The sequence below is a fragment of the Cytobacillus mangrovibacter genome, from assembly GCF_042865275.1.
Classification (GTDB): Bacteria; Bacillota; Bacilli; order Bacillales; family Cytobacillaceae; genus Cytobacillus; species Cytobacillus mangrovibacter.
The window spans coordinates 1-23703 of record NZ_JBIACJ010000008.1; the positions used below are offsets into that span (position 1 = coordinate 1).

Annotated in this window: 21 protein-coding genes and 1 rRNA gene; 12 read left to right on the top strand and 10 right to left on the bottom strand. The window is 37.7% G+C overall.

Annotated features, from left to right (window positions below; translation table 11 throughout):
* The 9 genes from ACFYKT_RS14940 to dnaA all read right to left on the bottom strand — a co-directional run.
* A 16S ribosomal RNA gene (locus ACFYKT_RS14940) occupies nucleotides 1–194 on the bottom strand; the annotation flags it as partial.
* A 305-nt stretch (nucleotides 195–499) separates the two neighbouring features.
* A complete protein-coding gene (locus ACFYKT_RS14945; protein WP_389221207.1) occupies nucleotides 500–1591 on the bottom strand; it encodes an HD-GYP domain-containing protein in 1092 nt (363 codons plus the stop codon).
* A gap of 96 nt (nucleotides 1592–1687) precedes the next feature.
* Nucleotides 1688–4207: a DNA gyrase subunit A gene (gyrA, locus tag ACFYKT_RS14950; RefSeq protein WP_389221209.1), complete on the bottom strand. Its 2520-nt coding sequence runs from the start codon at nucleotides 4205–4207 to the stop codon at nucleotides 1688–1690.
* Between the two features lie 127 nt (nucleotides 4208–4334).
* On the bottom strand, nucleotides 4335–6257 hold the full coding sequence (gene gyrB / locus ACFYKT_RS14955) for a DNA topoisomerase (ATP-hydrolyzing) subunit B (protein WP_389221633.1): 1923 nt from the start codon (nucleotides 6255–6257) through the stop codon (nucleotides 4335–4337).
* Nucleotides 6258–6358: 101 nt separating this feature from the next.
* On the bottom strand, nucleotides 6359–6607 hold the full coding sequence (remB, locus tag ACFYKT_RS14960; RefSeq protein ID WP_389221212.1) for an extracellular matrix regulator RemB: 249 nt from the start codon (nucleotides 6605–6607) through the stop codon (nucleotides 6359–6361).
* A gap of 9 nt (nucleotides 6608–6616) precedes the next feature.
* Nucleotides 6617–7735: a DNA replication/repair protein RecF gene (gene recF / locus ACFYKT_RS14965; RefSeq protein WP_389221215.1), complete on the bottom strand. Its 1119-nt coding sequence runs from the start codon at nucleotides 7733–7735 to the stop codon at nucleotides 6617–6619.
* Between the two features lie 32 nt (nucleotides 7736–7767).
* The gene (gene yaaA, locus ACFYKT_RS14970; protein WP_389221218.1) at nucleotides 7768–7977 is read right to left on the bottom strand and encodes a S4 domain-containing protein YaaA; all 210 of its coding nucleotides are present in this window, start codon (nucleotides 7975–7977) and stop codon (nucleotides 7768–7770) included.
* A 130-nt stretch (nucleotides 7978–8107) separates the two neighbouring features.
* Entirely contained in the window at nucleotides 8108–9244 is a 1137-nt protein-coding gene (dnaN, locus tag ACFYKT_RS14975) for a DNA polymerase III subunit beta (RefSeq protein WP_389221221.1), read from the bottom strand.
* A 177-nt stretch (nucleotides 9245–9421) separates the two neighbouring features.
* Nucleotides 9422–10768, bottom strand: coding sequence for a chromosomal replication initiator protein DnaA (gene dnaA / locus ACFYKT_RS14980; protein ID WP_389221224.1), 1347 nt, complete (start codon nucleotides 10766–10768; stop codon nucleotides 9422–9424).
* A 739-nt stretch (nucleotides 10769–11507) separates the two neighbouring features.
* Between dnaA and rpmH the strand changes: the two genes are divergently transcribed.
* The 11 genes from rpmH to ACFYKT_RS15035 all read left to right on the top strand — a co-directional run bounded on the left by rpmH (nucleotide 11508) and on the right by ACFYKT_RS15035 (nucleotide 22442).
* Nucleotides 11508–11642, top strand: coding sequence for a 50S ribosomal protein L34 (gene rpmH / locus ACFYKT_RS14985; protein WP_053478303.1), 135 nt, complete (start codon nucleotides 11508–11510; stop codon nucleotides 11640–11642).
* Between the two features lie 76 nt (nucleotides 11643–11718).
* Nucleotides 11719–12060, top strand: coding sequence for a ribonuclease P protein component (gene rnpA / locus ACFYKT_RS14990; protein ID WP_389221635.1), 342 nt, complete (start codon nucleotides 11719–11721; stop codon nucleotides 12058–12060).
* Between the two features lie 184 nt (nucleotides 12061–12244).
* Entirely contained in the window at nucleotides 12245–13024 is a 780-nt protein-coding gene (spoIIIJ, locus tag ACFYKT_RS14995; protein WP_389221227.1) for a YidC family membrane integrase SpoIIIJ, read from the top strand.
* The gene (jag, locus tag ACFYKT_RS15000) at nucleotides 13021–13641 is read left to right on the top strand and encodes an RNA-binding cell elongation regulator Jag/EloR (RefSeq protein WP_389221230.1); all 621 of its coding nucleotides are present in this window, start codon (nucleotides 13021–13023) and stop codon (nucleotides 13639–13641) included. The genes spoIIIJ and jag overlap by 4 nt, the downstream gene beginning before the upstream one ends.
* 487 nt (nucleotides 13642–14128) lie before the next feature.
* Nucleotides 14129–15514 (top strand): tRNA uridine-5-carboxymethylaminomethyl(34) synthesis GTPase MnmE, encoded by a 1386-nt coding sequence (mnmE, locus tag ACFYKT_RS15005; protein ID WP_389221233.1) that lies wholly within the window; start codon nucleotides 14129–14131, stop codon nucleotides 15512–15514.
* 24 nt (nucleotides 15515–15538) lie between these two features.
* A complete protein-coding gene (gene mnmG, locus ACFYKT_RS15010) occupies nucleotides 15539–17428 on the top strand; it encodes a tRNA uridine-5-carboxymethylaminomethyl(34) synthesis enzyme MnmG (protein WP_389221236.1) in 1890 nt (629 codons plus the stop codon).
* A gap of 27 nt (nucleotides 17429–17455) precedes the next feature.
* Nucleotides 17456–18172, top strand: coding sequence for a 16S rRNA (guanine(527)-N(7))-methyltransferase RsmG (rsmG, locus tag ACFYKT_RS15015; protein ID WP_389221239.1), 717 nt, complete (start codon nucleotides 17456–17458; stop codon nucleotides 18170–18172).
* Nucleotides 18173–18429: 257 nt separating this feature from the next.
* Complete coding sequence (gene noc, locus ACFYKT_RS15020; protein ID WP_389221242.1) at nucleotides 18430–19308, top strand: nucleoid occlusion protein; 879 nt, start codon at nucleotides 18430–18432, stop codon at nucleotides 19306–19308.
* 470 nt (nucleotides 19309–19778) lie between these two features.
* Nucleotides 19779–20540, top strand: coding sequence for a ParA family protein (locus tag ACFYKT_RS15025; protein WP_389221245.1), 762 nt, complete (start codon nucleotides 19779–19781; stop codon nucleotides 20538–20540).
* Nucleotides 20533–21378 (top strand): ParB/RepB/Spo0J family partition protein, encoded by an 846-nt coding sequence (locus ACFYKT_RS15030; protein ID WP_389221248.1) that lies wholly within the window; start codon nucleotides 20533–20535, stop codon nucleotides 21376–21378. Before ACFYKT_RS15025 ends, ACFYKT_RS15030 begins: the two co-directional genes overlap by 8 nt.
* A 344-nt stretch (nucleotides 21379–21722) precedes the next feature.
* Entirely contained in the window at nucleotides 21723–22442 is a 720-nt protein-coding gene (locus ACFYKT_RS15035) for a DUF554 domain-containing protein (RefSeq protein ID WP_389221251.1), read from the top strand.
* Nucleotides 22443–22473: 31 nt separating this feature from the next.
* On the opposite strand, the gene yyaC is transcribed toward ACFYKT_RS15035, so the two are convergent.
* A complete protein-coding gene (yyaC, locus tag ACFYKT_RS15040) occupies nucleotides 22474–23115 on the bottom strand; it encodes a spore protease YyaC (RefSeq protein ID WP_389221253.1) in 642 nt (213 codons plus the stop codon).
* A gap of 296 nt (nucleotides 23116–23411) precedes the next feature.
* Here yyaC and ACFYKT_RS15045 point away from each other — a divergent pair, with 296 nt between their 5' ends.
* The gene (locus ACFYKT_RS15045) at nucleotides 23412–23618 is read left to right on the top strand and encodes a DUF951 domain-containing protein (protein ID WP_389221637.1); all 207 of its coding nucleotides are present in this window, start codon (nucleotides 23412–23414) and stop codon (nucleotides 23616–23618) included.
* Nucleotides 23619–23703: the final 85 nt, after the last annotated feature.

The following is a 23703-nucleotide window of genomic DNA, read 5'->3' on the forward strand; positions in this document are numbered from 1 at the left end:
ATGAGAGGAAAAGAATTATCCGGTATTAGCTCCGGTTTCCCGAAGTTATCCCAGTCTTACAGGCAGGTTGCCCACGTGTTACTCACCCGTCCGCCGCTAATCTTCGGGAGCAAGCTCCCTCAGATTCGCTCGACTTGCATGTATTAGGCACGCCGCCAGCGTTCGTCCTGAGCCAGGATCAAACTCTCCAATAAAGAGTTGATTAGCTCATAAATAAAAATTTAAAACGTTGACGTTTTTGTTCGTTCAGTTTTCAAAGATCAATGTTATTTGCTTTTCTTTTCATCTGAAGCAACCTTATTACTATATCATTTACCTTTGTTGATGTCAACAATTTCTTTATTTCTTATAAAAGAAGTGAACTTGTCTCTTGCTGACTTGAATTAGTATAACAACTAAACAAATCGATTGCAAGAGTTTTTTCATCATTTTATATAACTTTTCCAAATAGGATGTTCAAACAATGAGCATAAATAAAAATAGACCGTAAATATACGATCTATTTTAATACTTCATCAATAAACAATTGGCGATTTTTCTCTAAGTGTATGAGTTCTCCAGTATGAATAATCTTCACTAACGGTCTTGTTGGAGACTTTTCTTCTATAAATAGAATTTCAGCCACACGCTCATCAGACAACTTTACATTGCTGCCAATTGAAAATGTCATTATACCTGATCCAATTGCCTGCATGGCAGTGATATCATATTTCCCAAACATATCTTGGAGCATCATTTCTAAAACTCTAAATGGCGATTGTTTCCGTCTATAAAGACGGCTGCAAGTCATTGCATGAAATGTGTCAGCAACCCCAATAATTTTTGCGAAGATATTAATTTTCTTATCTTGCTCTCCTAATGGGTAGCCACTTCCATCCAATCTTTCGTGGTGCTGTAATATTCCAATTTTCATACTTTCCCTTAAAAGAGATATATTTTGAACCATTTTATAAGAATAGGTAGTATGCCTTTTTATATCCTCAAATTCTTGCTGTGTTAAAGTAGATTTCTTTGTTAAGATTGCTGGCTTAATCTTTGCCATTCCAGAGTCAGATAAGCAGCCTCCAATTGCTAATTGAACAATGTCACCTTTGTTCATTTTTAGCCTTTTTCCTATAAATGCACTTATTAATCCTACTGCAACCGCATGTTGAAATAAATACTCATCTTCCGTTGATAAGTGGTGCAAGGAGAATAATTTAGAAGGCACTGTCTCTGATTTCTCTACGAGAGGGATCATGATATTCCTAATCCTTGAAATATCAATTGGAAGACCTGCTTGCCAATTATTGAATTCTCTCTTATACTCTTGAACACCCATTATAAAGGCATCTTCTAGGCTAACTTCCTTACCTGAAGAGACATTACCTGACTCTTTTCCTCCTTCATGCAAAACTTCCTTAGGAATAAATGGGGAACCATTAACCATTAATTTATCTACAGCTACTTCTTTTACCATAAAAGCTTTTAACACTTCAATTAATTCATTCGTTATGATCGTCTTTTTACTTATGATTGGACGATTTGTCAGGCTATAAATATCAGCTGATACAATACAGCCTTCTTGAAGCTCCTTTAAATCTACACGCATATCTATCACACCTCAAATGTCGTGAGTCCTTACTAACATTCTACTTCATTTTATAAAAAAAGAGGAACACAAAATTGTGTCCCTCCTTATTCCATCCTATTCCTGATCATTCACTTCAACATCTTCTTCGGAAGAATCAGCACTCTCAAGCGGTTTTGTTAATTCCTCTTCAGGTTTATCTTCTTCCTTTTCTACTTTCGCAACTGTTGCGACAAATTCATTCTGTGCCTCATCTAAACGGATCAGTCTTACACCCTGTGTATTACGTCCCATTGTAGAGATATCATTAACAGCCATACGAATAAGAACTCCGCCAGTTGTAATCAGCATCAAGTCTTCTTCTCCAGTTACAGCTCTCATTGATACAAGGTTGCCATTTTTCTCAGTAATATTACATGTTTTAATTCCTTTTCCGCCTCTTCCTTGAATACGGTATTCTTCAGAAGGAGTGCGTTTGCCATACCCGTTTTTAGTAACAATTAAGATTTGGGAATGATCTTCTAAAACTTCCATTCCTACAACTTCATCTTCATCGTTTAAACTAATCCCTTTCACACCTGTTGCTGTACGTCCCATTGAACGGACATCTGTTTCTGGGAAACGAATGAGCATTCCATTACTTGTTCCAATAATGATTTCCTTGCTTCCATCTGTTAAACGCGCAGAAATTAATTCATCATCTTCTCTTAAATTTAAGGCAATCAGTCCATTATTTCTTATATGAGCAAACGAGCTTAGCGGAGAACGCTTTGAAATTCCCTTTTTCGTTGTGAAGAATAAGAACCAATCATCAACAAATTCTTCAACTGGAATGATAGCATTAACCCACTCATCCTTCTCAATTCCAAGTAGATTAATAATCGGTATCCCTTTTGCCGTTCGGCTGTATTCAGGAATTTCATACCCTTTAGCACGGTATACTTTCCCCTTATTCGTGAAGAATAGGATTGTATCATGCGTACAGGTGGTAATTAAATGTTCAACAAAATCATCTTCATTTGTTCCCATTCCCTGAATTCCGCGGCCACCGCGTTTTTGCGCTCGGTAAGTCGATACCGGCAGACGCTTAATATAACCTTTATGGGTTAGAGAAATAACAATATTTTCGCGCGGAATGAGGTCTTCATCTTCAATTTGCTCAATTCCTCCGGCAACAATCTCAGTGCGGCGCTTGTCATTAAATCTCTCTTTAATTTCAGTTAATTCTTCACGGATAATTTCAAGAATCTTTTCCTCATCCGCTAAAATTGCCTTCAGTTCCCCAATTAGCTTAACTAAGTTCGCATATTCATCTTCAATTTTTTCACGTTCCAAACCTGTTAAACGCTGAAGACGCATATCAAGAATAGCTTGAGCCTGCTTATCAGAAAGATTAAACTTTGTCATTAATCCTTCACGGGCAATATCTGTTGTTTGAGAGCTGCGGATTAATGCAATGACTTCATCCAAATGATCAAGTGCAATACGTAAACCTTCTAAGATATGGGCACGTGCTTCTGCCTTCCTTAATTCAAACTCCACTCTACGGCGAATAACAACCTTCTGATGAGCAAGATAGTACACTAAACATTGCTTTAAATTTAGGACCTTCGGCTCGCCATCTACTAAGGCAAGTAAGTTAATACCAAAACTCGTCTGCATGGCTGTTTGTTTGTATAAGTTATTTAACAGAACACTTGCATTAGCATCTTTGCGAACCTCTATAACGATTCTCATCCCATCACGGTCTGATTCATCACGAAGATCTGTAATTCCGTCAATCTTTTTCTCCCTAACAAGTTCAGCAATCCGCTCAATAAGCTTTGCTTTATTTACCTGATAAGGGATTTCATTGACGATAATCACTTCTTTGCCATTTGCCTTTTGCTCAATCTCTACCTTTGCTCTTAAAGTAATAGATCCTCTTCCCGTTTCATAAGCTTTACGAATACCGCTACGTCCTAAAATGATCCCAGCAGTTGGAAAGTCAGGACCAGGAATAATATCCATTAATTCTTGAATGGTGATCTCAGGATCTTGGCTCACTGCTAGGACCCCATCGATGACCTCTCCTAGCTGATGTGGTGGAATATTTGTTGCCATTCCTACCGCTATCCCTGAAGTTCCATTTACTAATAAGTTAGGGAAACGTGCGGGAAGAACAACAGGTTCTCTTTCTTCCCCATCATAGTTATCTTGATAATCAATTGTATCTTTATTAATATCTCTTAGAAGTTCCATTGAGATTTTTGACATCCGTGCTTCCGTATAACGCATGGCTGCTGCAGAGTCCCCATCAACTGAACCAAAGTTTCCATGTCCATCAACTAACATATAGCGATAGTTAAAATCCTGAGCCATACGAACCATCGTTTCATATACAGCAGAATCACCATGTGGATGGTATTTACCAATAACGTCCCCAACAATACGTGCTGACTTTTTGTACGGCTTATCTGCATGCATACCAAGGTCATGCATTGCATACAAGATACGACGGTGAACAGGCTTTAATCCATCTCTTACATCCGGTAGCGCGCGCGATACGATAACACTCATCGCATAATCAAGAAAAGACTCACGCATTTCTTGGCTTATATTTCTCTCTTTTATCTGAGACTTCGGAGTTTCGGCCATTTAAAGAACCTCCCTTATAAGTGAAACTTCCTGCATGTTTACATGCTTATCATTAAGTGACTTCTCGCCACCGCTTTTCTATGTAAAACCAGGATAGAATAATCTAGAATCTATCCTGGCATCCTAATTATATATCCAGATTTTTTACATATAGTGCATTTTCTTCGATAAAATGACGACGTGGTTCTACTTTATCGCCCATTAAAATTTCAAATGTTTCATCAGCCTCAATTGCATCATCTAAATTCACTTGCAACAGAGTTCTTGTTTTAGGGTCCATCGTTGTCTCCCAAAGCTGCCCAGGGTTCATTTCACCCAGACCTTTATATCGCTGCACATTTGGCTTTGGCTGGCTTGGTAATTGACTCATGATTTCCGCTAATTGATGATCATTGTATGCATACTCAATTTTCTTCCCTTGCTGCACCTTATATAACGGTGGCTGAGCAATGTAAATATAGCCTGCTTCGAGTATTTTTCTCATATAACGATAGAAGAACGTTAATAATAGTGTTCGAATATGAGCACCGTCAACGTCAGCATCAGTCATGATGACAATCTTGTGATATCTCGCTTTAGAAATATCAAAATCTTCACCAATCCCCGTTCCCGCAGCAGTAATCATCGCTCTTACTTCATTATTTGAAAGAATACGATCCAATCTTGCTTTCTCTACATTTAAGATTTTTCCTCTTAACGGAAGAATAGCTTGGAAATGGCGATCTCGCCCTTGTTTAGCTGAACCGCCAGCCGAGTCACCCTCTACAATATAAAGTTCAGATATGGAAGCATCTTTTGAAGAACAATCCGCTAATTTCCCAGGAAGGCTTGATACTTCAAGTGCACTCTTTCTTCTTGTTAATTCACGCGCTTTCTTGGCTGCAAGTCTTGCACGTGCTGCCATAAGTCCCTTTTCCACAATCTTTCTGGCAACTGCTGGGTTTTCTAATAGGAACTTTTCGAGTGTTTCTGAAAAAATAGTATCAGTAATTGCTCGAACCTCAGAATTTCCAAGCTTTGTTTTTGTTTGTCCTTCAAATTGAGGATCAGGATGTTTAACAGATATAATTGCAGTTAACCCTTCACGTACATCTTCTCCAGAAAGATTAGCATCATTTTCTTTAAATATCCCATTTTTTCTAGCATAGTCATTAATAACCCTAGTTAAAGCAGTTTTAAATCCTACTTCATGTGTTCCGCCTTCGTATGTGTTGATGTTATTTGCGAAGGAATGAATATTTCCAGTGAAACCATCATTATACTGCATGGAAACTTCAACACTGATTCCCTCACGTTCACCTTCAATATAAATCGGCTCTTCGTGAATAACATCCTTTGTACGATTCAAATGTTCAACGTACGACTTAATTCCACCTTCGTACATATATTCATTTTTCTTATCTTCCACACGCTTATCTTCAATCGTAATTTTCAAGCCACGGTTTAAGAAAGCTAACTCACGAATTCGGTTGGCAAGTGTCTCGTAATCATATTCAGTTGTTTCAGTAAATATTTCTCCATCCGGCTTGAAGTGTGTCTTAGTCCCTGTATGATCCGTTTCACCTATAACCCTAAGTTCTTCAATTATAGCCCCGCGTTCAAACTTTATATAGTGAATATGACCATCACGATGGACAAAAACTTCTAATTCCGATGATAGAGCATTAACTACAGACGCTCCTACACCATGTAGACCACCAGAAACTTTGTATCCTCCGCCGCCAAACTTCCCACCTGCATGTAGAACTGTCATGATAACCTCAACTGCTGGCCGACCCATTTTCTCCTGAATACCTACAGGAATGCCTCGTCCATTATCAGTGACAGTTATACTATTATCTTTCTCGATGCACACATTAATTTCTGAACAATAGCCAGCTAATGCTTCGTCAATACTATTATCGACAATTTCCCAGACGAGATGATGGAGACCTTTAGCACTGGTAGAACCAATATACATTCCCGGACGCTTTCTTACTGCTTCAAGACCCTCTAGTACCTGTATCTGATTCGCATCATAGGACTGCTCTTGCACAGCCTTTTGCTCCATAGACACATCGATCACCTACACTTTCGTTTTGCTCACTTTAATCAATAATCTATATAAAAACTGACATTACTGTCAGTCCGCTTTTGGTAATTCCATATATTCTAATATTCATGAATAGCTAATTGCTGGGAACGTTTTTTTAGTGTTCCAGAAGCTAATGGGGAAAAGTAAACTTCCTTCGCGGTGATGACTACTGATTTAAATGACCCCTTAGAAAGATTTACGATTGAATGATTCTTGCATTCTAAAAACTCCTCTACATACTTAGAAGAGTTGAAACTTTCTTTATCTAAAATTGCAATGATATCCTTTGAACGTACTAATATATCTTCTCCGACATGAATATACAAACACTCACCTCATTGAATCTTAAGTATACCTCCAGCTTTCACTCGAAACGCAGCAGCCTCTTTTAGTGTTTGATGATCGATTCCATCAACACTAGTTGTCGTGACAAAGGTTTGTACTTTTCCCTGTATCGTATTTAATAAGTGCGATTGACGATAATCATCCAGTTCCGATAGAACATCATCTAGAAGAAGGATGGGATACTCGCCAATTTCAGAATGAATCAGTTCAAGCTCTGCTAGCTTGACAGATAGAGCAGTGGTCCTTTGTTGGCCTTGTGAACCAAATGTTTGTACATCTCGTCCATTAACAAAAAAAAGAAGGTCATCCCGATGAGGTCCAAACATTGTTGTTCCGCGTTCTATCTCTCTTATCTTTATTTTAGCAAATTTTTCCTCATAGACACTTACTATTTTCGACAATTCTTGCTCATCTGATACATCTGCTGACGGCTTATACTCTATTTTCAATGTTTCCAGTCCTCTAGATATCCCTACATGGATCGGTATCGCCCATTTTTCAAGCAGTCTCAAAAATTCAAAACGCTTAAATACAATTTTCGCAGCTATTTGAATAAATTGTTCTGTTAAAATTTCAAGCATCGTGTGGTCGGTTTGTTTTTTTATTTGCAGTTGTTTTAAATAATGATTGCGCTGTTGAAGAACTTTCTGGTATTGACTTATATCATGTAAATAAATAGGGGAAACTTGCCCTATCTCCATATCAATAAATCGACGTCTTACTTGTGGACTGCCTTTTACAAGATGAAGATCCTCCGGAGCAAACATAACAACATTCATATTCCCAACATATTGGCTCAATCTTTGCTGTTCAATATGGTTGCACTTAGCCTTCTTTCCCTTTTTGGAAATGACTAATTGCATTGGCAATGAGCCGTGCTTTTTTTTTATCCGTCCTTCTATTTTAGCATACTCTTGATCCCAACGAATAAGATCTTTATCATTTGAAGTTCGATGTGACTTAGCCATAGCTAATACATAGATGGATTCCATTACATTTGTTTTCCCTTGGGCATTTTCACCTAAGATAACATTTACTTTATCTTCGAAGTGTACCTCTAATTCATCATAGTTACGATAATTTTTCAAAAGCAACTGCTCAATATGCATAGGCGCTACATCCTTTTGGACTTCGAAGAGGATTAGATAATTTCAAAAGAACCAAAACTAGCGATATCAATTTTGTCCCCTAATCGAAGCTTTCTACCTCTTCTTTGATCTTGTTCTCCATTGATAAATACTTCATATTCACTCAGAAACCACTTAGCCATCCCGCCTGACTGGATCATATCCGCAGCTTTTAAAAACTGGCCTAATGTAATGTATTCTGTCTCTATTTTAATTTTCGTCATTATTTCACTCTTTCTAAAATAGTATCCAATACTTTATTTTACTAAATAACTAACTAATATACAAAGATAAGTTAATACGATTGAAAAGCTACCAACAGTCTGCTGGTAGCTCAATCTTTTTTGAATCTATTTAGTATGTTCGAACTGGGAGTATTAACTGAAGAATGGAATCATCATTTACTGGACGAATAACAAATGGCCTCATTGCACCAGTGAAGCTTATTGTTATTTCTGAGCCCTCCAGTGTTTTAAGAGCGTCCATCATAAATTTCGCACTAAAGGAGATTTTCAGGTCTTCTCCCTCAATTTGTTGACTTTGGAGTTCCTCGACTACATTTCCGATTTCCGGTGTATTGGACGAAATTTCAATACTTCCCTCTGTCATTGTTGTGAACTTAACAACATTATTTCTGCCCTCTCTTGCCAGCAATGATGCACGATCAATCGCATGAAGGAAATCCTTCGTATTTACAACAATATTTGTTTTACTTTCATTTGGAATTAATTTTGAAGTATCAGGATAATTCCCCTCTAATAATCTTGAGAAGAACAATAAATTCTTCGCTTTAAATAAAACTTGGTTTTCCGTAATAACAATATCAATTAAGTCATTGTTATCATCCAGTATCTTACTTAATTCACTTAGACTCTTTCCTGGAATAACAACATTATAGCTTTCATTTGCCTCAGTCTCAATTCTAGCCTTTCTCAAAGCTAGTCGGTGACTATCTGTTGCAACACAGATTAATTCATTATTTCCCACCTTCCAGTTTACACCTGTCAAGATGGGGCGTGTTTCTGAGGTGGACACTGAAAATACAGTTTGTCTAATCATCATTTTCAAGAGATCTGTTGGGATTTTAAAAATGTTTTCTTCTTTAATTTGCGGTAGATGTGGATATTCCTCAGCATCTAATCCATTTAATTTAAATTCAGATTTGCCTGAACGGATAATGGTTTGTAATTGATTTTCTACATGAATTTCCACAATATCTGTTGGCAGCTTTTTAACGATCTCACTAAAGAACTTTGCCTGGAGAACAATCGATCCTGTTTGCTTAATTTCAGCAATTTCATGTTCATCTTCTTCTTTTGGGATAAAGGATTCAATCGAAATGTCAGAATCACTGCCTGTTAATGTGACCCCATCGGTTGTCGCTACAATTTTAATTCCTGTTAAAATCGGGATAGTCGTTCGGCTTGTTACAGCTTTCATTACATCTTGAACACTTTGTACTAAACGATCCCGTTGGATTATAAATCTCATTTTTTAATCCTCCGAATATAAGTATTTTTTTTAAAGATAGGTATATATTTTTCTTTTAAAAAATAATAGAAGTACTAGTAGGGCTTGTTAGTATGTGGATAACTCTATTTTTTGAATGGAAACACAGCCTATCCACATGTGGACAGACTGTGTGTAAGTAGTTCGGAGTTATTCACATTATATTTTTAAGACTTCATGAATTTCTTTTAGCTGTTTTTGAAATTGAGTATCCGTTTGGATCAGCTTGGATATCTTTTCATGAGCATGAATAACGGTTGTATGGTCTCTTCCTCCAAATTCCTCACCAATCTTAGGAAGGGAGAAATCTGTTAATTCCCTTGAAAGATACATCGCAATTTGTCGTGGGAAAGCGACGGATTTCGTTCTCTTTTTCGCCTTGAAGTCCTCAAGTTTTACATTGTAATGTTCCCCAACAACACGCTGAATATCAAGGATTGTAATTATTTTAGGCTTAGAGCTTGGAATAATATCCTTTAGTGCTTCAGCAGCCAAATCAGCATTAATATCTTTATTGATTAGAGAGGAATAGGCAACAACACGGATAAGTGCCCCTTCTAATTCACGAATATTGGAGTCAATCTGATTGGCTATATATAACATGACTTCATTCGGAATATCTAATCCTTCTGCTTTCGCCTTCTTACGGAGAATAGCAATCCTCGTTTCAAGATCTGGCGGCGTAATATCAGTTATTAAACCCCATTCAAACCTGGAACGAAGCCGATCTTCAAGTGTTGGTATTTCTTTTGGCGGGCGGTCACTTGAAATGACAATTTGCTTGCTCTCTTCATGCAAAGTATTAAAAGTATGGAAGAATTCCTCTTGTGTCGATTCTTTTCCAGCTAGAAATTGAATATCATCAATTAATAGCACATCCACTTTACGATATTTATTGCGAAAATCAATGGCTTTATTATCACGAATGGAGTTAATAAATTCATTTGTAAATTTTTCTGATGATAAATACACAACTTTAGCAGATGGATTATGATCCAATACATAATGGCCAATCGCATGCATTAAATGCGTTTTTCCAAGTCCAACTCCCCCATAAATAAATAAAGGGTTATATGCTTTGGCCGGCGCTTCAGCAACTGCAAGTGAAGCAGCATGTGCAAAGCGGTTGCCTGATCCGATAACAAATGTATCAAATGTGTTTTTCTGATTAAGCATAATGGATGGCAGTTCGGGCTGTTCCTCTTCTTTTTTCTTCTTCTTAGGAAGATTAGAAAGATCAAGATCATTCTCAGTCTGATTTTGCGGGATAATAAATTTAACTCCCAATTCTTCGCCTGTTATTTCATAGACAATTTCAGAAATCAGTTTGGAGTATCGCTCTTCAAGCCAATCACGGGCAAAGTCATTTGGAACCGTAATGACTAAAGTATCCCCTTGAAGGGAATGGGCTTTAGTTGATTTTAGCCATGTTTCATAGCTTGGCTTGCTTATTTTTTTTTCAATTTTAGCAAGAGCATTATTCCAAAGATCTGCTATATTCTCCAATCATTGTCCCTCCTCTTCCTATTTTTTTGCGTTGCTTTACGTAATTCCGCATTAAAAATATAGGTTATACAAGTTGTACAACCTATATGAATGAACCATGTTTTTATTTTGGTTGGACCTTTACTCATCCTTACTTACCAATAAGAAGTCAATATTATGAGGTCGTATATCCGCTTTTTTGAAATCTATCGAAATAATGATGTGGAAAAATATATAATAAGGAAGTAAAATAGGATTTCGACAATATCCACTACCTGTGGACAATGTTTTACAATCCCTTTGAATAAACTGTCCACATGATATCCACAATCTGTGGATAACGGAGTTATGCACAATGAATTATTAAGAGTGAAAACACAATTATGATAACAGATAATCCTAAGAGGTGCAACGATTTTTCAGATATTATCCACAAGCTTAACATATTGGGTATAAAAACTGTCCACAAGACCTTTTTTTGTGAAAAAGCTGTCAATATGTGCTGTGGATAATAAAAAACCTGTCGAAAATTTATCCACAAGGTAGGGCAGCGATGATTAATGGAGAAATTTACTTTCTTAAAATATAATTTTTTAAGTGACAGAAAGATAAAAAGAGGGTAAACTCTCTTAGTAGAACTTTTTAAATTCAGTTAGGAATTTCTGAACTTATACAATGAAGAGTTGACAATATTCTAGTAGCATCTTTATAATAGTTAAGACTGTCTTTAGCAGCTATTCCTCGAGGGAGGTGTCATATAATGAAAAGAACTTACCAACCAAGTAAGCGTAAAAGAAGCAAAGTTCATGGATTCCGTAGTCGTATGAGTACGCCTAACGGACGTAATGTCCTTGCTCGTCGTCGTCGTAAAGGAAGAAAAGTATTATCTGCTTAGGCCACTGAAACGTCAGTGGTCTTTTTTTCCATAATCATAGAAATGCGTAAATGTCTTAAAGGTGGTGTAAATGACAATGAAAAAAGAGTATAGAGTGAAAAAGAATAAAGAATTTCAAGAAGCCTTTAAAAAGGGCAAGTCATTTGCAAATCGCCAATTTGTGGTTTATTCACTTAAAAAGCCAGGGCAGGAGCATTTCCGAATCGGTCTTTCTGTGAGTAAAAAGATCGGAAATGCTGTAACCAGAAATCAGATAAAGAGATATATCCGTCAAGCATTCCATGAGTTCGAGAATGAAGTGCAGAACCCATTTGACTACATAATTATTGCTAGGAAGCCTGTAGCTGAAATGGGATTGGACGAAATAAAAAAAAGTTTGACCCATGTATTAAAGCTCTCTAGGGTTTTGAAAAAATAAAAGTATGGCAATAATGTACAACAGTCGTTTTTCATTCTTAACAGCCTTTTTGAACACTTGAAAGAGACTATATAATTTAAAGACAATAGATAGTAAAAATGGTAAAATACATATAAATCTGTGTGTAAGCAAAAGTAAATATCCAAATATACTTATTTTCTAAGCAGTAAGGAGGAAAAAACGTTTGAAGAAAAGAATATTTCTGGTAATCGGGTTGATTTTCTTGGTGTCACTTTTAGCTGGCTGTACAGAAATCAAACAACCGATTACTTCTGAGAGTGAAGGGTTTTGGAATGAGTACATAGTGTATCCGCTTTCACTGTTTATTATAAAAGTGGCAGAGTTTGCTGGAGGTAGCTTTGGGCTTTCGATAATTATCGTTACGATCGTTATTCGTTTATTCTTACTGCCGCTAATGATTAAGCAGACGAAAAGTTCAAAGGCAATGCAGGCAATACAGCCTGAAATGCAAAAGCTGAAAGAGAAATATAGTTCAAAGGATCAAAAAACACAACAGAAGCTGCAGCAGGAAACAATGGCATTATTTCAGCAGCATGGTGTCAATCCGTTAGCAGGCTGTTTTCCACTAATTATTCAAATGCCGATTTTAATTGGATTCTATCATGCAATTACACGTACAAGGGAAATTGCTGATCATAGCTTCTTATGGTTTGACCTCGGCTCTCCAGATCCAATTTATTTATTACCGCTTATTGCGGGTGTAACAACATTTATTCAACAAAAGATGATGATGGCTGGAACGGCAAATCAAAATCCACAAATGGCGATGATGCTTTGGCTAATGCCGATCATGATTATTGTCTTTGCAATTAACTTCCCAGCAGCTCTTTCATTATACTGGGTAGTTGGAAATATCTTTATGATTGTACAGACGTACTTTATAAAAGGGCCGGAGCTAAAGAGTGCAAAAGCAACCGGTAATGCAGGAGGAGCAAAAAAGTGAAACAAGTAACTGCTACGGGGACAACCGTCGAGGAAGCAGTAAAGTCGGCTCTCGCTCAATTACAGACAACGAAAGAGCATGCAGAGATTACGATTGTTGATGAAGGGAAAAAGGGGATATTCGGTATTTTTGGCTCACGTCCTGCTATTGTGAAAGCTGTTAAGAAGCAGGATCCTATTGAAGAAGCGAAGAAATTCCTGTCAGATGTTAGTGAAAAGATGGGTGCACCTGTTGAAATTGAGCTTGTAGGTGAAGGGCGAAATATCCAATTTATTTTAACAGGTGAGAAAATTGCGCTATTGATCGGAAAAAGAGGACAAACATTAAATTCTTTACAATATTTAACACAACTTGTGATTAATCGTTATTCTGATCAATATATGAATGTTTTGCTTGATGCAGAAGATTACCGAAAAAGACGCAATGATACCCTTATTCAATTAGCGGAAAGGCTAGCACAAAAAGCAGTAAGAACTGGCCAAAGTGTTGCTTTAGAACCGATGCCTTCATATGAACGAAAAGTCATTCATGCAGCGCTAGCAGAAAATAAACGGGTAAAAACATATTCAAGTGGAAATGACCCGCATCGACATCTTGTCATCACACCAAATAAATAGAAACGAACTCCCAATCATTTGATTGGGAGTTTTTTGTTGCTCTAAAAAGTTACGAAACGATTGGCAAAAAAATTAGTTGATTGGAGCGGAAGGTGCGAGACTCCTGCGGGAAGTGTGGGACAGGTAAGACCCCGCAGAAGCGTGTGCTTCGAGGAGGCTCACCGCCCGCCCCGCGGAAAGCGAGCACCTGGAGCGGAAATCAACCTCTACTAACTACATTTCTCTAGCATCAATGTTTGCGAAAACAGCCTGAATGTGAATTATCATTTGGTTTTATTGTTATTCACATGTGGATAAGTTAAAATAGAGCATAATAATCTAGAGGAATGTGGATAAAAAAGGTTAAGAATGCAAAGAGTGACCTTGTGGATAAGAAGCAAAAAAGGTGACTCCGTTCTTTTCTAACAAATGAGCATATGCTATTCTATTTATTTGGGTATTTGGTATAAATAGAAACCTGCTAGTGTAGTGAGTGGAGTGGATTTAAATGGAGTTTGATACAATAGCGGCTATTTCAACACCAATGGGTGAAGGAGCAATTGCGATTGTTCGGTTAAGTGGTGATCATGCGATTGCCATTGCAGATAAATTATTTAGAGGAATCGGCGGAAAAAGGATTAAAGATGTTGCTTCCCATACAATCCACTATGGTCAAATTATTGATCCGAAGACAGGTCAAGTGGCTGAGGAAGTAATGGTTTCTGTGATGAAAGGTCCGAAAACCTTTACCAAAGAGGATGTCGTTGAAATTAATTGCCACGGTGGCTTAGTATCTGTTAATCGTGTACTGCAGCTGCTTTTGAATAATGGAGCAAGGCTTGCGGAGCCAGGGGAATTTACGAAAAGGGCGTTTTTAAATGGACGTATTGATTTATCCCAGGCAGAAGCAGTGATGGATTTAATTCGTGCCAAAACCGATCGGGCTATGAATGTAGCACTAGGACAGATGGAAGGGCGGCTTTCTAAGCTGATTCAAAAGCTGCGCCAAGAAATCTTAGAAACATTGGCACATGTAGAAGTGAATATTGATTATCCTGAGTATGATGATGTTGAGGAAATGACACATACACTTTTGCTGGAAAAAGGGGCATATGTCAAAGAAGAGATTGAAAAGCTGCTGAGAACCTCTCAACAAGGGAAAATTTTGCGAGAGGGATTGTCTACAGTTATTGTAGGACGTCCGAATGTAGGAAAATCATCATTACTAAATAGTCTTGTTCATGAAAATAAGGCGATTGTAACAGACATTCCAGGGACGACTAGAGATGTAATTGAGGAATATGTTAATGTGCGTGGTGTTCCATTACGATTACTAGATACTGCAGGTATTCGGGAAACAGAAGATATTGTTGAACGAATCGGTGTAGAAAGATCCCGGCAGGTATTAAAAGAAGCAGATCTTATTTTACTGGTTCTTAATTATTCCGATGAATTTACAAATGAAGATGAAAACTTATTTAAAGCTGTTGAAGGCATGGATGTTATCGTTATCGTCAATAAAACAGACTTGCCTCAAGCTATAGATATGGATAAAGTTCAAGTGCTTTCGAAAGGTCATAAAATAGTTACGACTTCCTTATTAGAAGATAAGGGGGTAGATCAATTAGAAGAAGCAATTGCATCTTTGTTTTTTTCAGGTTCAATAGAAACAGGGGATCTAACTTATGTTTCAAACACTCGCCATATTGCATTGCTGAATCAAGCATTAAATACGATTGAAGAAGCACTTCAGGCTGTTAATATGGGAACACCAATAGATATTGTGCAAATCGATTTAACAAGAACATGGGAATTGCTCGGTGAAATTATTGGAGACAGTGTTCATGAAAGCCTAATCGATCAATTATTTTCACAGTTTTGTTTAGGAAAGTAAAAGAAGAATAAAGGAGGCAGAATTATGCCATATGAAGCAGGAAACTATGATGTCATCGTTATTGGCGCGGGTCATGCAGGCTGTGAAGCTGGCCTTGCATCTGCCCGTATTGGTGCGAAGACATTAGTCATTACTATCAATTTAGATATGATTGCCTTTATGCCATGCAACCCATCAGTTGGCGGACCAGCTAAGGGAATTGTTGTCCGGGAAATTGATGCATTAGGTGGGGAAATGGGTAAGGTAATTGATAAAACTCATATTCAAATGCGAATGTTGAATACAGGAAAAGGACCAGCTGTCCGAGCATTAAGGGCGCAGGCTGATAAATTTATGTATCAGCATGAAATGAAGAAGATACTTGAAGAGGAAGAAAACTTAACTCTCATCCAGGGGATGGTTGAAAGATTAATTGTAGAAGATGGTGTTTGTAAAGGTGTTGTTACCCAAACAGGAGCAGTCTACCATTCGAAGACAGTTATTATAACGACTGGTACTTTCCTAAGAGGTGAAATTATTTTAGGTGAACTGAAATATTCAAGCGGCCCTAATAATCAGCAGCCTTCTATCAAGCTTTCTGAGCACCTTCAGGAGTTAGGCTTTGATTTGGTTCGATTTAAAACGGGTACGCCTCCTCGAGTGAATAGTCATACCATTGATTACAGCAAAACCGAAATCCAGCCTGGTGATGAAACACCAAGAGCTTTTTCATACGAAACGACTAAGTATATTACAGATCAGCTTCCTTGCTGGCTAACATATACGAGTGAAGAAACACATCAAATAATCAATAACAATCTCCACCGATCACCTATGTATTCTGGAATGATTCAAGGAAAAGGTCCGCGCTATTGCCCTTCCATTGAAGATAAGGTTGTTCGTTTCAACGATAAGCCTCGTCATCAAATTTTTCTGGAGCCAGAAGGAAGAAATACACAGGAAGTATATGTTCAAGGTCTTTCAACAAGCTTACCTGAGGAAGTTCAGCATCGTTTAATTAGAAGTGTACCTGGTCTAGAAAACGCACAAATGATGCGTGCTGGATATGCTATCGAATACGATGCAATTGTACCAACCCAGCTATGGCCTACATTAGAAACGAAGCAAGTTAAAAGTCTCTTTACCGCTGGCCAAATCAATGGAACGTCAGGCTATGAAGAAGCGGCTGGGCAAGGTCTTATGGCTGGAATAAATGCAGGGCTAAAAGCATTAGTAAAAGAAGAGGTTATTCTAAGTCGCTCTGATGCCTATATTGGTGTAATGATCGATGATCTTATTACAAAGGGAACTTCTGAACCCTATCGTTTGCTTACATCACGTGCAGAATATCGCTTATTGCTTCGTCATGATAATGCGGATTTGCGCTTAACAGAAGTTGGTCATTCGATTGGTCTTATTAAAGAAGAACGTTATCAAAAGTTTTTAGGAAAAAAACAATCGATTGAAGGCGAAATTAAAAGACTCCAAAAAACAATCATCAAGCCGACCGCTGAAGTTCAGGAACTAATTCATAATCTAGGCGGAAGTGAATTAAAGGATGGGATCAGGGCTTCTGATCTATTAAAACGAACAGAAATGACATATGAGCATATTCAGCAGCTTGTTCCTAGTGAAGAGGCTCTTGATTCCGAGGTTGAAGAGCAAGTTGAAATTCATATTAAATATGAGGGATATATTGAAAAATCCCTTCAGCAAGTTGAGCGTTTAAAGAAGATGGAAGACAAAAAAATTCCTGAGAACATTGACTATGATGCCATTAACGGAATTGCCACAGAAGCAAAACATAATTTAAAAGAAGTTCAGCCTTTATCGATTGCACAGGCTTCAAGGATTTCTGGTGTAAACCCAGCAGATATTTCAATTTTGCTGATTTATATTGAACAGGGACGGATTGCAAGAGTCTCAAATGAATAGAGCGAGACATTTGGAAAGGACTAGGCGATGAATATAGAACAATTTATTGATATGCTGAGTGCGAAGGGGATCTCGCTTTCGCCTCAGCAGCTTCAACAATACGAAACTTATTACTCCACATTAGTGGAATGGAATGAAAAAATGAATTTAACAGCCATTACTGACAAGCCTGAGGTGTATTTAAAGCATTATTATGATTCGATTTCGGCTGCTTTTTATTTTGATTTTAATGAGCCTTTACATATTTGCGATGTTGGTGCAGGTGCAGGTTTTCCAAGTCTGCCTATCAAAATTGCCTTTCCAGAACTTCATGTGACCATTGTCGATTCATTGAATAAACGAATTGGTTTTTTAGAGCATCTCTCAAATCAATTGGGCTTGAAGAATGTCCAATTTATCCATGATCGTGCAGAAACATTTGGTCAGAAAAAGGAGCATCGAGAAGTGTATGATGTGGTCACTGCACGAGCTGTAGCAAGACTATCCGTACTTAGCGAGCTTTGCTTACCACTTGTGAAAGTAGGTGGGACTTTTGTAGCGATGAAGGGTGCAAGTGCAAAAGAAGAATTAGATGCAGGGAAAAAGGCGATTGCCGTCCTAGGCGGTAAGCTTGATCAATCCTTTTCCTTCACACTTCCTCAAGAAGAAAGCGAACGGAATATTTTAATTATCAAAAAGGAAAAGGCTACACCAAAAAAGTACCCAAGAAAACCAGGTACGCCAAACAAAACACCAATTGAATAATATTACGTTTTTCACAGAAATATGGCATAATAAATAGGTTAATGCAATAATCTGACTCGTTTTATTTAATAATCAAGGAATTTTGTCTGATAAAATTTATTTAGCAATAATACTTGCAAGTACAGTCTTAGCAAAGTTGAAGCAGAAATGTTCACAATTTTAGTACGAAAAAAATGGGTTAATATTGATAGTCGGAAGGACTTGTCATTTTTATAGAGAATATGTAATAGGGAGTTTCGTAAAGGTGGTGCAGGGTGATGAAGCATTCTTTCTCACGCTTTTTTGGCCTAGGCGAAAAGGGAGAACAAGTAGAAGCGGAAAAATTAGAAGATCAAGTGGATATAGAGAAAATTGGGGATTTCGAAGAAGTAAAGAAAATTCCCATTAATCTTATTGTTCCTAACCGTTTTCAGCCAAGAACGGTATTTGATGATGATCGAATTGAGGAACTGTCACGAACGATTCATACACACGGGATTATTCAACCGATTGTAGTAAGGGAATTTGGAAATGGCCAGTTCGAAATTATTGCTGGTGAGCGAAGATGGAGAGCAATGAAGAAGCTTGGCTGGGATGAAGTCCCGGCTATTGTTAAGAATCTTAATGATACAGAAACAGCTTCTGTTGCCTTAATTGAAAATCTCCAAAGAGAAGAATTATCACCGATAGAGGAAGCTGTTGCTTACGGAAAGCTTCTAGAGCTGCATAATCTAACGCAAGAGGCACTGGCACAGCGTTTAGGCAAAGGGCAGTCAACTGTCGCTAATAAGCTTAGACTTTTAAAACTCCCTCAACTTGTCCAAGACGCCTTATTAAGTAAAGCGATTACAGAGCGCCATGCCCGTTCACTAATCCCTTTAAAGGATCCTGAAAAGCAAGTGAAATTACTTGAGGAAGTTATCGAAAAAAGTCTAAATGTTAAGCAAACAGAAGATCGAGTTGTAAGGATTCTAGAACAGAATAATCCTAAGCCAAAGGCAAAGAGAAAAGCCTTTAGTAAAGATATGCGAATTGCGGTCAATACGATACGTCAATCATTATCTATGGTTTCAGACAGTGGGATTAATTTAGATTCCAAAGAAGAAGAATTTGATGAATTCTATCAAATCACGATTAAAATACCTAAAAAGAAATAGGTTTATTTAATTGATCCTTGATAAATATAGTCCTTTTTAAAAGAGGTTGTTGATTGGAGCGGAAGGTGCGACACCACAGGCGCTTTGGCGCCGAGGAGGCTCACCGCCCACCCCACGGTTCGGTGCGTACCTGGAGCGGAAATCAATCTCTACCAATTATATGTTAATTAGCAACCATATTTACGAAAACAGCCATAAATTATACAGTTGAAATAGCCTGTTGAGTATGCATAAATAAAGTGATTGGTTTGATAGATCACTTTTTAAAATGCGTATTCCACAGGCTATTAGACTATCTGCATTATTAATAACTACAAAAACCTCTGTCCTTCTCCATATTTTTAACAAAAAAAATATCCTCTTGCCTTTTTCATGATAAAATAGATTACGTGACTGCTATTTTTAAAAAGTTGAAGTTATTAATATATATGCGACAAAAAACTTAATTGAAGATGAAGGCAGGTGATATCGTGGGCAAAGTAATTGCAATTGCAAACCAAAAGGGTGGAGTTGGCAAAACGACGACTTCAGTCAATCTTGGTGCATGCTTAGCATACATAGGGAAGAAAGTCTTATTGGTAGATATAGATCCTCAAGGGAATGCAACAAGTGGTGTTGGGATCGAAAAGGCTGATGTGGAACAATGCATTTATGATGTGTTAGTTGATGATGTGGAAGCGTCTAAGGTAATTATGCCAACATCAGTTGAAAATCTCTACGTCATTCCAGCAACAATTCAATTAGCAGGAGCAGAAATTGAATTAGTGCCGACGATTTCAAGAGAAGTTAGACTAAAAAGAGCATTGGAAGAAATTAAGGAAGATTACGATTATATTATTATTGATTGTCCTCCTTCCCTAGGATTACTTACACTCAATTCATTTACCGCTTCTGATGCAGTTATTATCCCTGTTCAGTGTGAATATTACGCTTTAGAAGGATTAAGTCAGTTACTGAACACTGTTCGTCTTGTTCAAAAGCACTTAAATCAGGACTTGAAAATAGAGGGTGTTTTATTAACCATGCTTGATGCAAGAACTAATTTAGGCTTACAGGTAATTGAAGAAGTGAAAAAGTATTTTCAAGATAAAGTCTATAAAACGATTATTCCTAGAAATGTTCGTCTAAGTGAAGCACCCAGCCATGGTGAGCCAATTATTACGTATGATCCGAAGTCCCGCGGAGCTGAAGTATATTTAGATTTGGCAAAGGAAGTGATTTCAAATGGCTAAAGGCTTAGGAAAAGGACTGAATGCCTTTTTTACAAACATGGAAACCGAGAAGGAAGAAACGGTTCGCGAAGTTAAAATAAAAGAGCTGAGGCCCAATCCTTATCAGCCACGGAAAGTATTTGACAAGGAAGCAATCGAGGAACTGAAGCAATCGATTATTGAACATGGCATTCTTCAGCCTATTATTGTTCGAAAAAGTATCAAGGGCTATGAAATTGTTGTAGGTGAGAGGCGTTTTCGTGCAGCAAAGGAAGCGAAGTTTGAAACGGTGCCTGTTGTCGTACGAGAACTGAATGAGCAGCAAATGATGGAGCTCGCTATCCTAGAGAACTTACAGCGAGAGGATCTTTCACCAATTGAAGAAGGGGCAGCTTATCAGCTTTTAATAGAAAAGCTAAAGCTAACCCAAGAGGAGCTTGCCAAGCGTCTTGGAAAAAGCCGCCCACATATTGCTAATCACATCCGCTTATTATCACTCCCACCGAAAATACAAGCACTTATTTCCGATGGAGAGATATCGATGGGACATGGCAGGGCACTTTTGGGCTTAAGAAAAAAGGATAAACTCCAGGCAGTTGTCGAAAAGACGATGAAGGATCATCTTAATGTCCGTCAGCTTGAGCAGCTTATTCAACAACTGAACGATGTTTCACGTGAAACAAAAAAGCCTGCACAACAAAAAGATGTCTTTCTTAAAGAACGGGAATCCTCTCTTCGTGAGCGTTTTGGAACAACTGTTAACATCAAACAATCGAAGAATAAAGGGAAAATTGAAATTGAATTCTTCTCAAAGGAAGACTTAGAGCGGATCATTGAATTGTTAGAGATAACGAAGTAATCCATAAACCATCATGCTGATGGTTTATTTTTTTTATGTCTAGGAAATTATAAATTTGGATGTTGTGGATAACTTTGCGACAAGTTTGTCTGCGTCCAGCTCCAGCGCCTACCCCCTCGAGGTCACAAGCCAAACCTCCCAGAAAGGTAAAGGACACCTTTCCGGGAGGCTCGTCTTGTGCTTATCGGGGGTGATCAAGGCGCTTGCGCATTTGTTCTGAAGAGCGGCTTGTTAATAAGAATTTATTGGGGAAAATAAAAAAATATTGTAAAAATTGTCGGATTCGTGTACTGTATTCTAAAAATCATTCGTAATTCGAAATAGATTTAGTGAGGAGAAAAGAGATGTTTCTGCTTGGTACACTTGTAAATGGATTATTGATTATTATTGGAACGTTATTAGGTAAATTACTCCATCGGATTCCTGAAAATATGAAGGGAACCGTTATGTATGCAATTGGGTTAGCTGTTATGGTGCTGGGACTTCAAATGGGCTTAAAAGGGGATAATTTTTTAGTCGTAATCATTAGTCTTGTTTTTGGTGCGGTGATAGGAGAGTATTTTGCTTTGGAGAATAAATTGAATGCACTCGGAGACTGGCTAGAAAAAAAACTGGGTTCAAGTGGCCAAGGGCAGGGGAGCATTTCTCAAGGTTTTGTTACAGCTACCTTAATATTTGTTATTGGAGCGATGGCAATCATTGGAGCATTAGATAGTGGAATTAGAGGTGATCACGACGTTCTATATACAAAGTCAATTATAGATGGTTTTACTGCCTTAATCTTGACGACTACGCTTGGAGTCGGTGTTCTCTTCTCAGCTTTCCCTGTAGTGATTTATCAAGGATTGATTGCGCTATTTGCTACTCAAATTGATCGATTTGTGCCAACAGAGCTTATGAATAGCTTTATTACTGAAATGACTGCTACAGGAGGAGTTATGATTTTTGCGATTGGATTGAATCTGGCAGGAATAACAAAAATCCGTGTGGCTAATTTACTGCCTGCTATTCTTGTAACAGGAGTTATTGTAACAATTATTCACTTTTACCAATTATACTTTTAAAGTGTAGAGGAGAGATTTTCTCCTCTACTTATTACATATTGCTGCTTTGAATATCCTGTTCTTTATCTGATTCCCATTTAAATGCAGATAAAATAGGACTAGGCTCGTATTCCAAGCTTGCTTTGTAAATTCCGTTTGCAATGGTCTTTGCCATATTCATGACAAGATGAAGTCTTGTATTCTGCAAAACAAAAAACTCCATGAATCCACTTACATTAACAATCCCAGTAATATGCATATGTCCCACTTCAGGAAGCTCCTTATTGACGCCTGCACCAGGCTTTACTGCCCCTTCACCTACTTGGATGACCCCAACACTTTTTAAACGGCCTAAACAAGCATCAATTCCAATAACAAAAGGGTTGAAATGGCGTTTCTTTATTTCGTCTAATTTTTCAGCGAGATTCACAGCATGGACGGGGTTTTCAAGTGTTCCATAAACAAAAAAAGAGGATTGTCTTTTTTCTTCAAGAAGTGTGCCGACAAGTGGCCCCAATGAATCACCAGTTGAGCGGTCTGTTCCGATACAGACAAAGACAATTGGACGGCTGCTAACACTAGTTGGCAATAGATAGCTGATTTCCTTTGCTAGTTTCATTGATGCATTTGCCTCATTATGTGGAATTCTTGTTGTGCCGTCCTTTTTATCAAACAGATTATGTCTTACATTCAATGGTTCCACCCCTCTTTTTTAAGTAAGAAACGTACGAGTTTGAGTCATTCGATAACTTCTTTCCAATTAGTAGTAACAGTATACGGAAGAATTTAGCAATGTATACGTAACGATTAAATTTAAAGATCAAACAGGGCAAAATGTCCTATAAAAAGGGGAATAGTAGAAAAATATTCTTGTTTTATTCAATCCTGTAGTAGGTTCATTTCTATTCATGGCAATTATTTGATAATATGTTCATAAATGAGGTAATGGTGAAAGGATGCCAGAGAAGGAATAGAATAGGGGGGCTAATGGTGGAACAAAAGGAGTTTAGTTTAAATGATGTGGTTGAGATGAAAAAAGCACATCCATGTGGAACCAACCGTTGGAAAATTATTCGCTTGGGCGCAGATATCCGAATAAAATGTGAAGGGTGTGCCCATAGTGTACTAATCCCGCGCAGAGAGTTTGCACGGAAAATGAAGAAAATCTTAGTAAAGAATGAGGAATCATCATCATAATGACTGGTTTTCATGAATGCTTGTCTTTTTACCCTTATATCTCTATAATTGTGAGGGGCTTATATGAGTGAAACCATTGTTTATA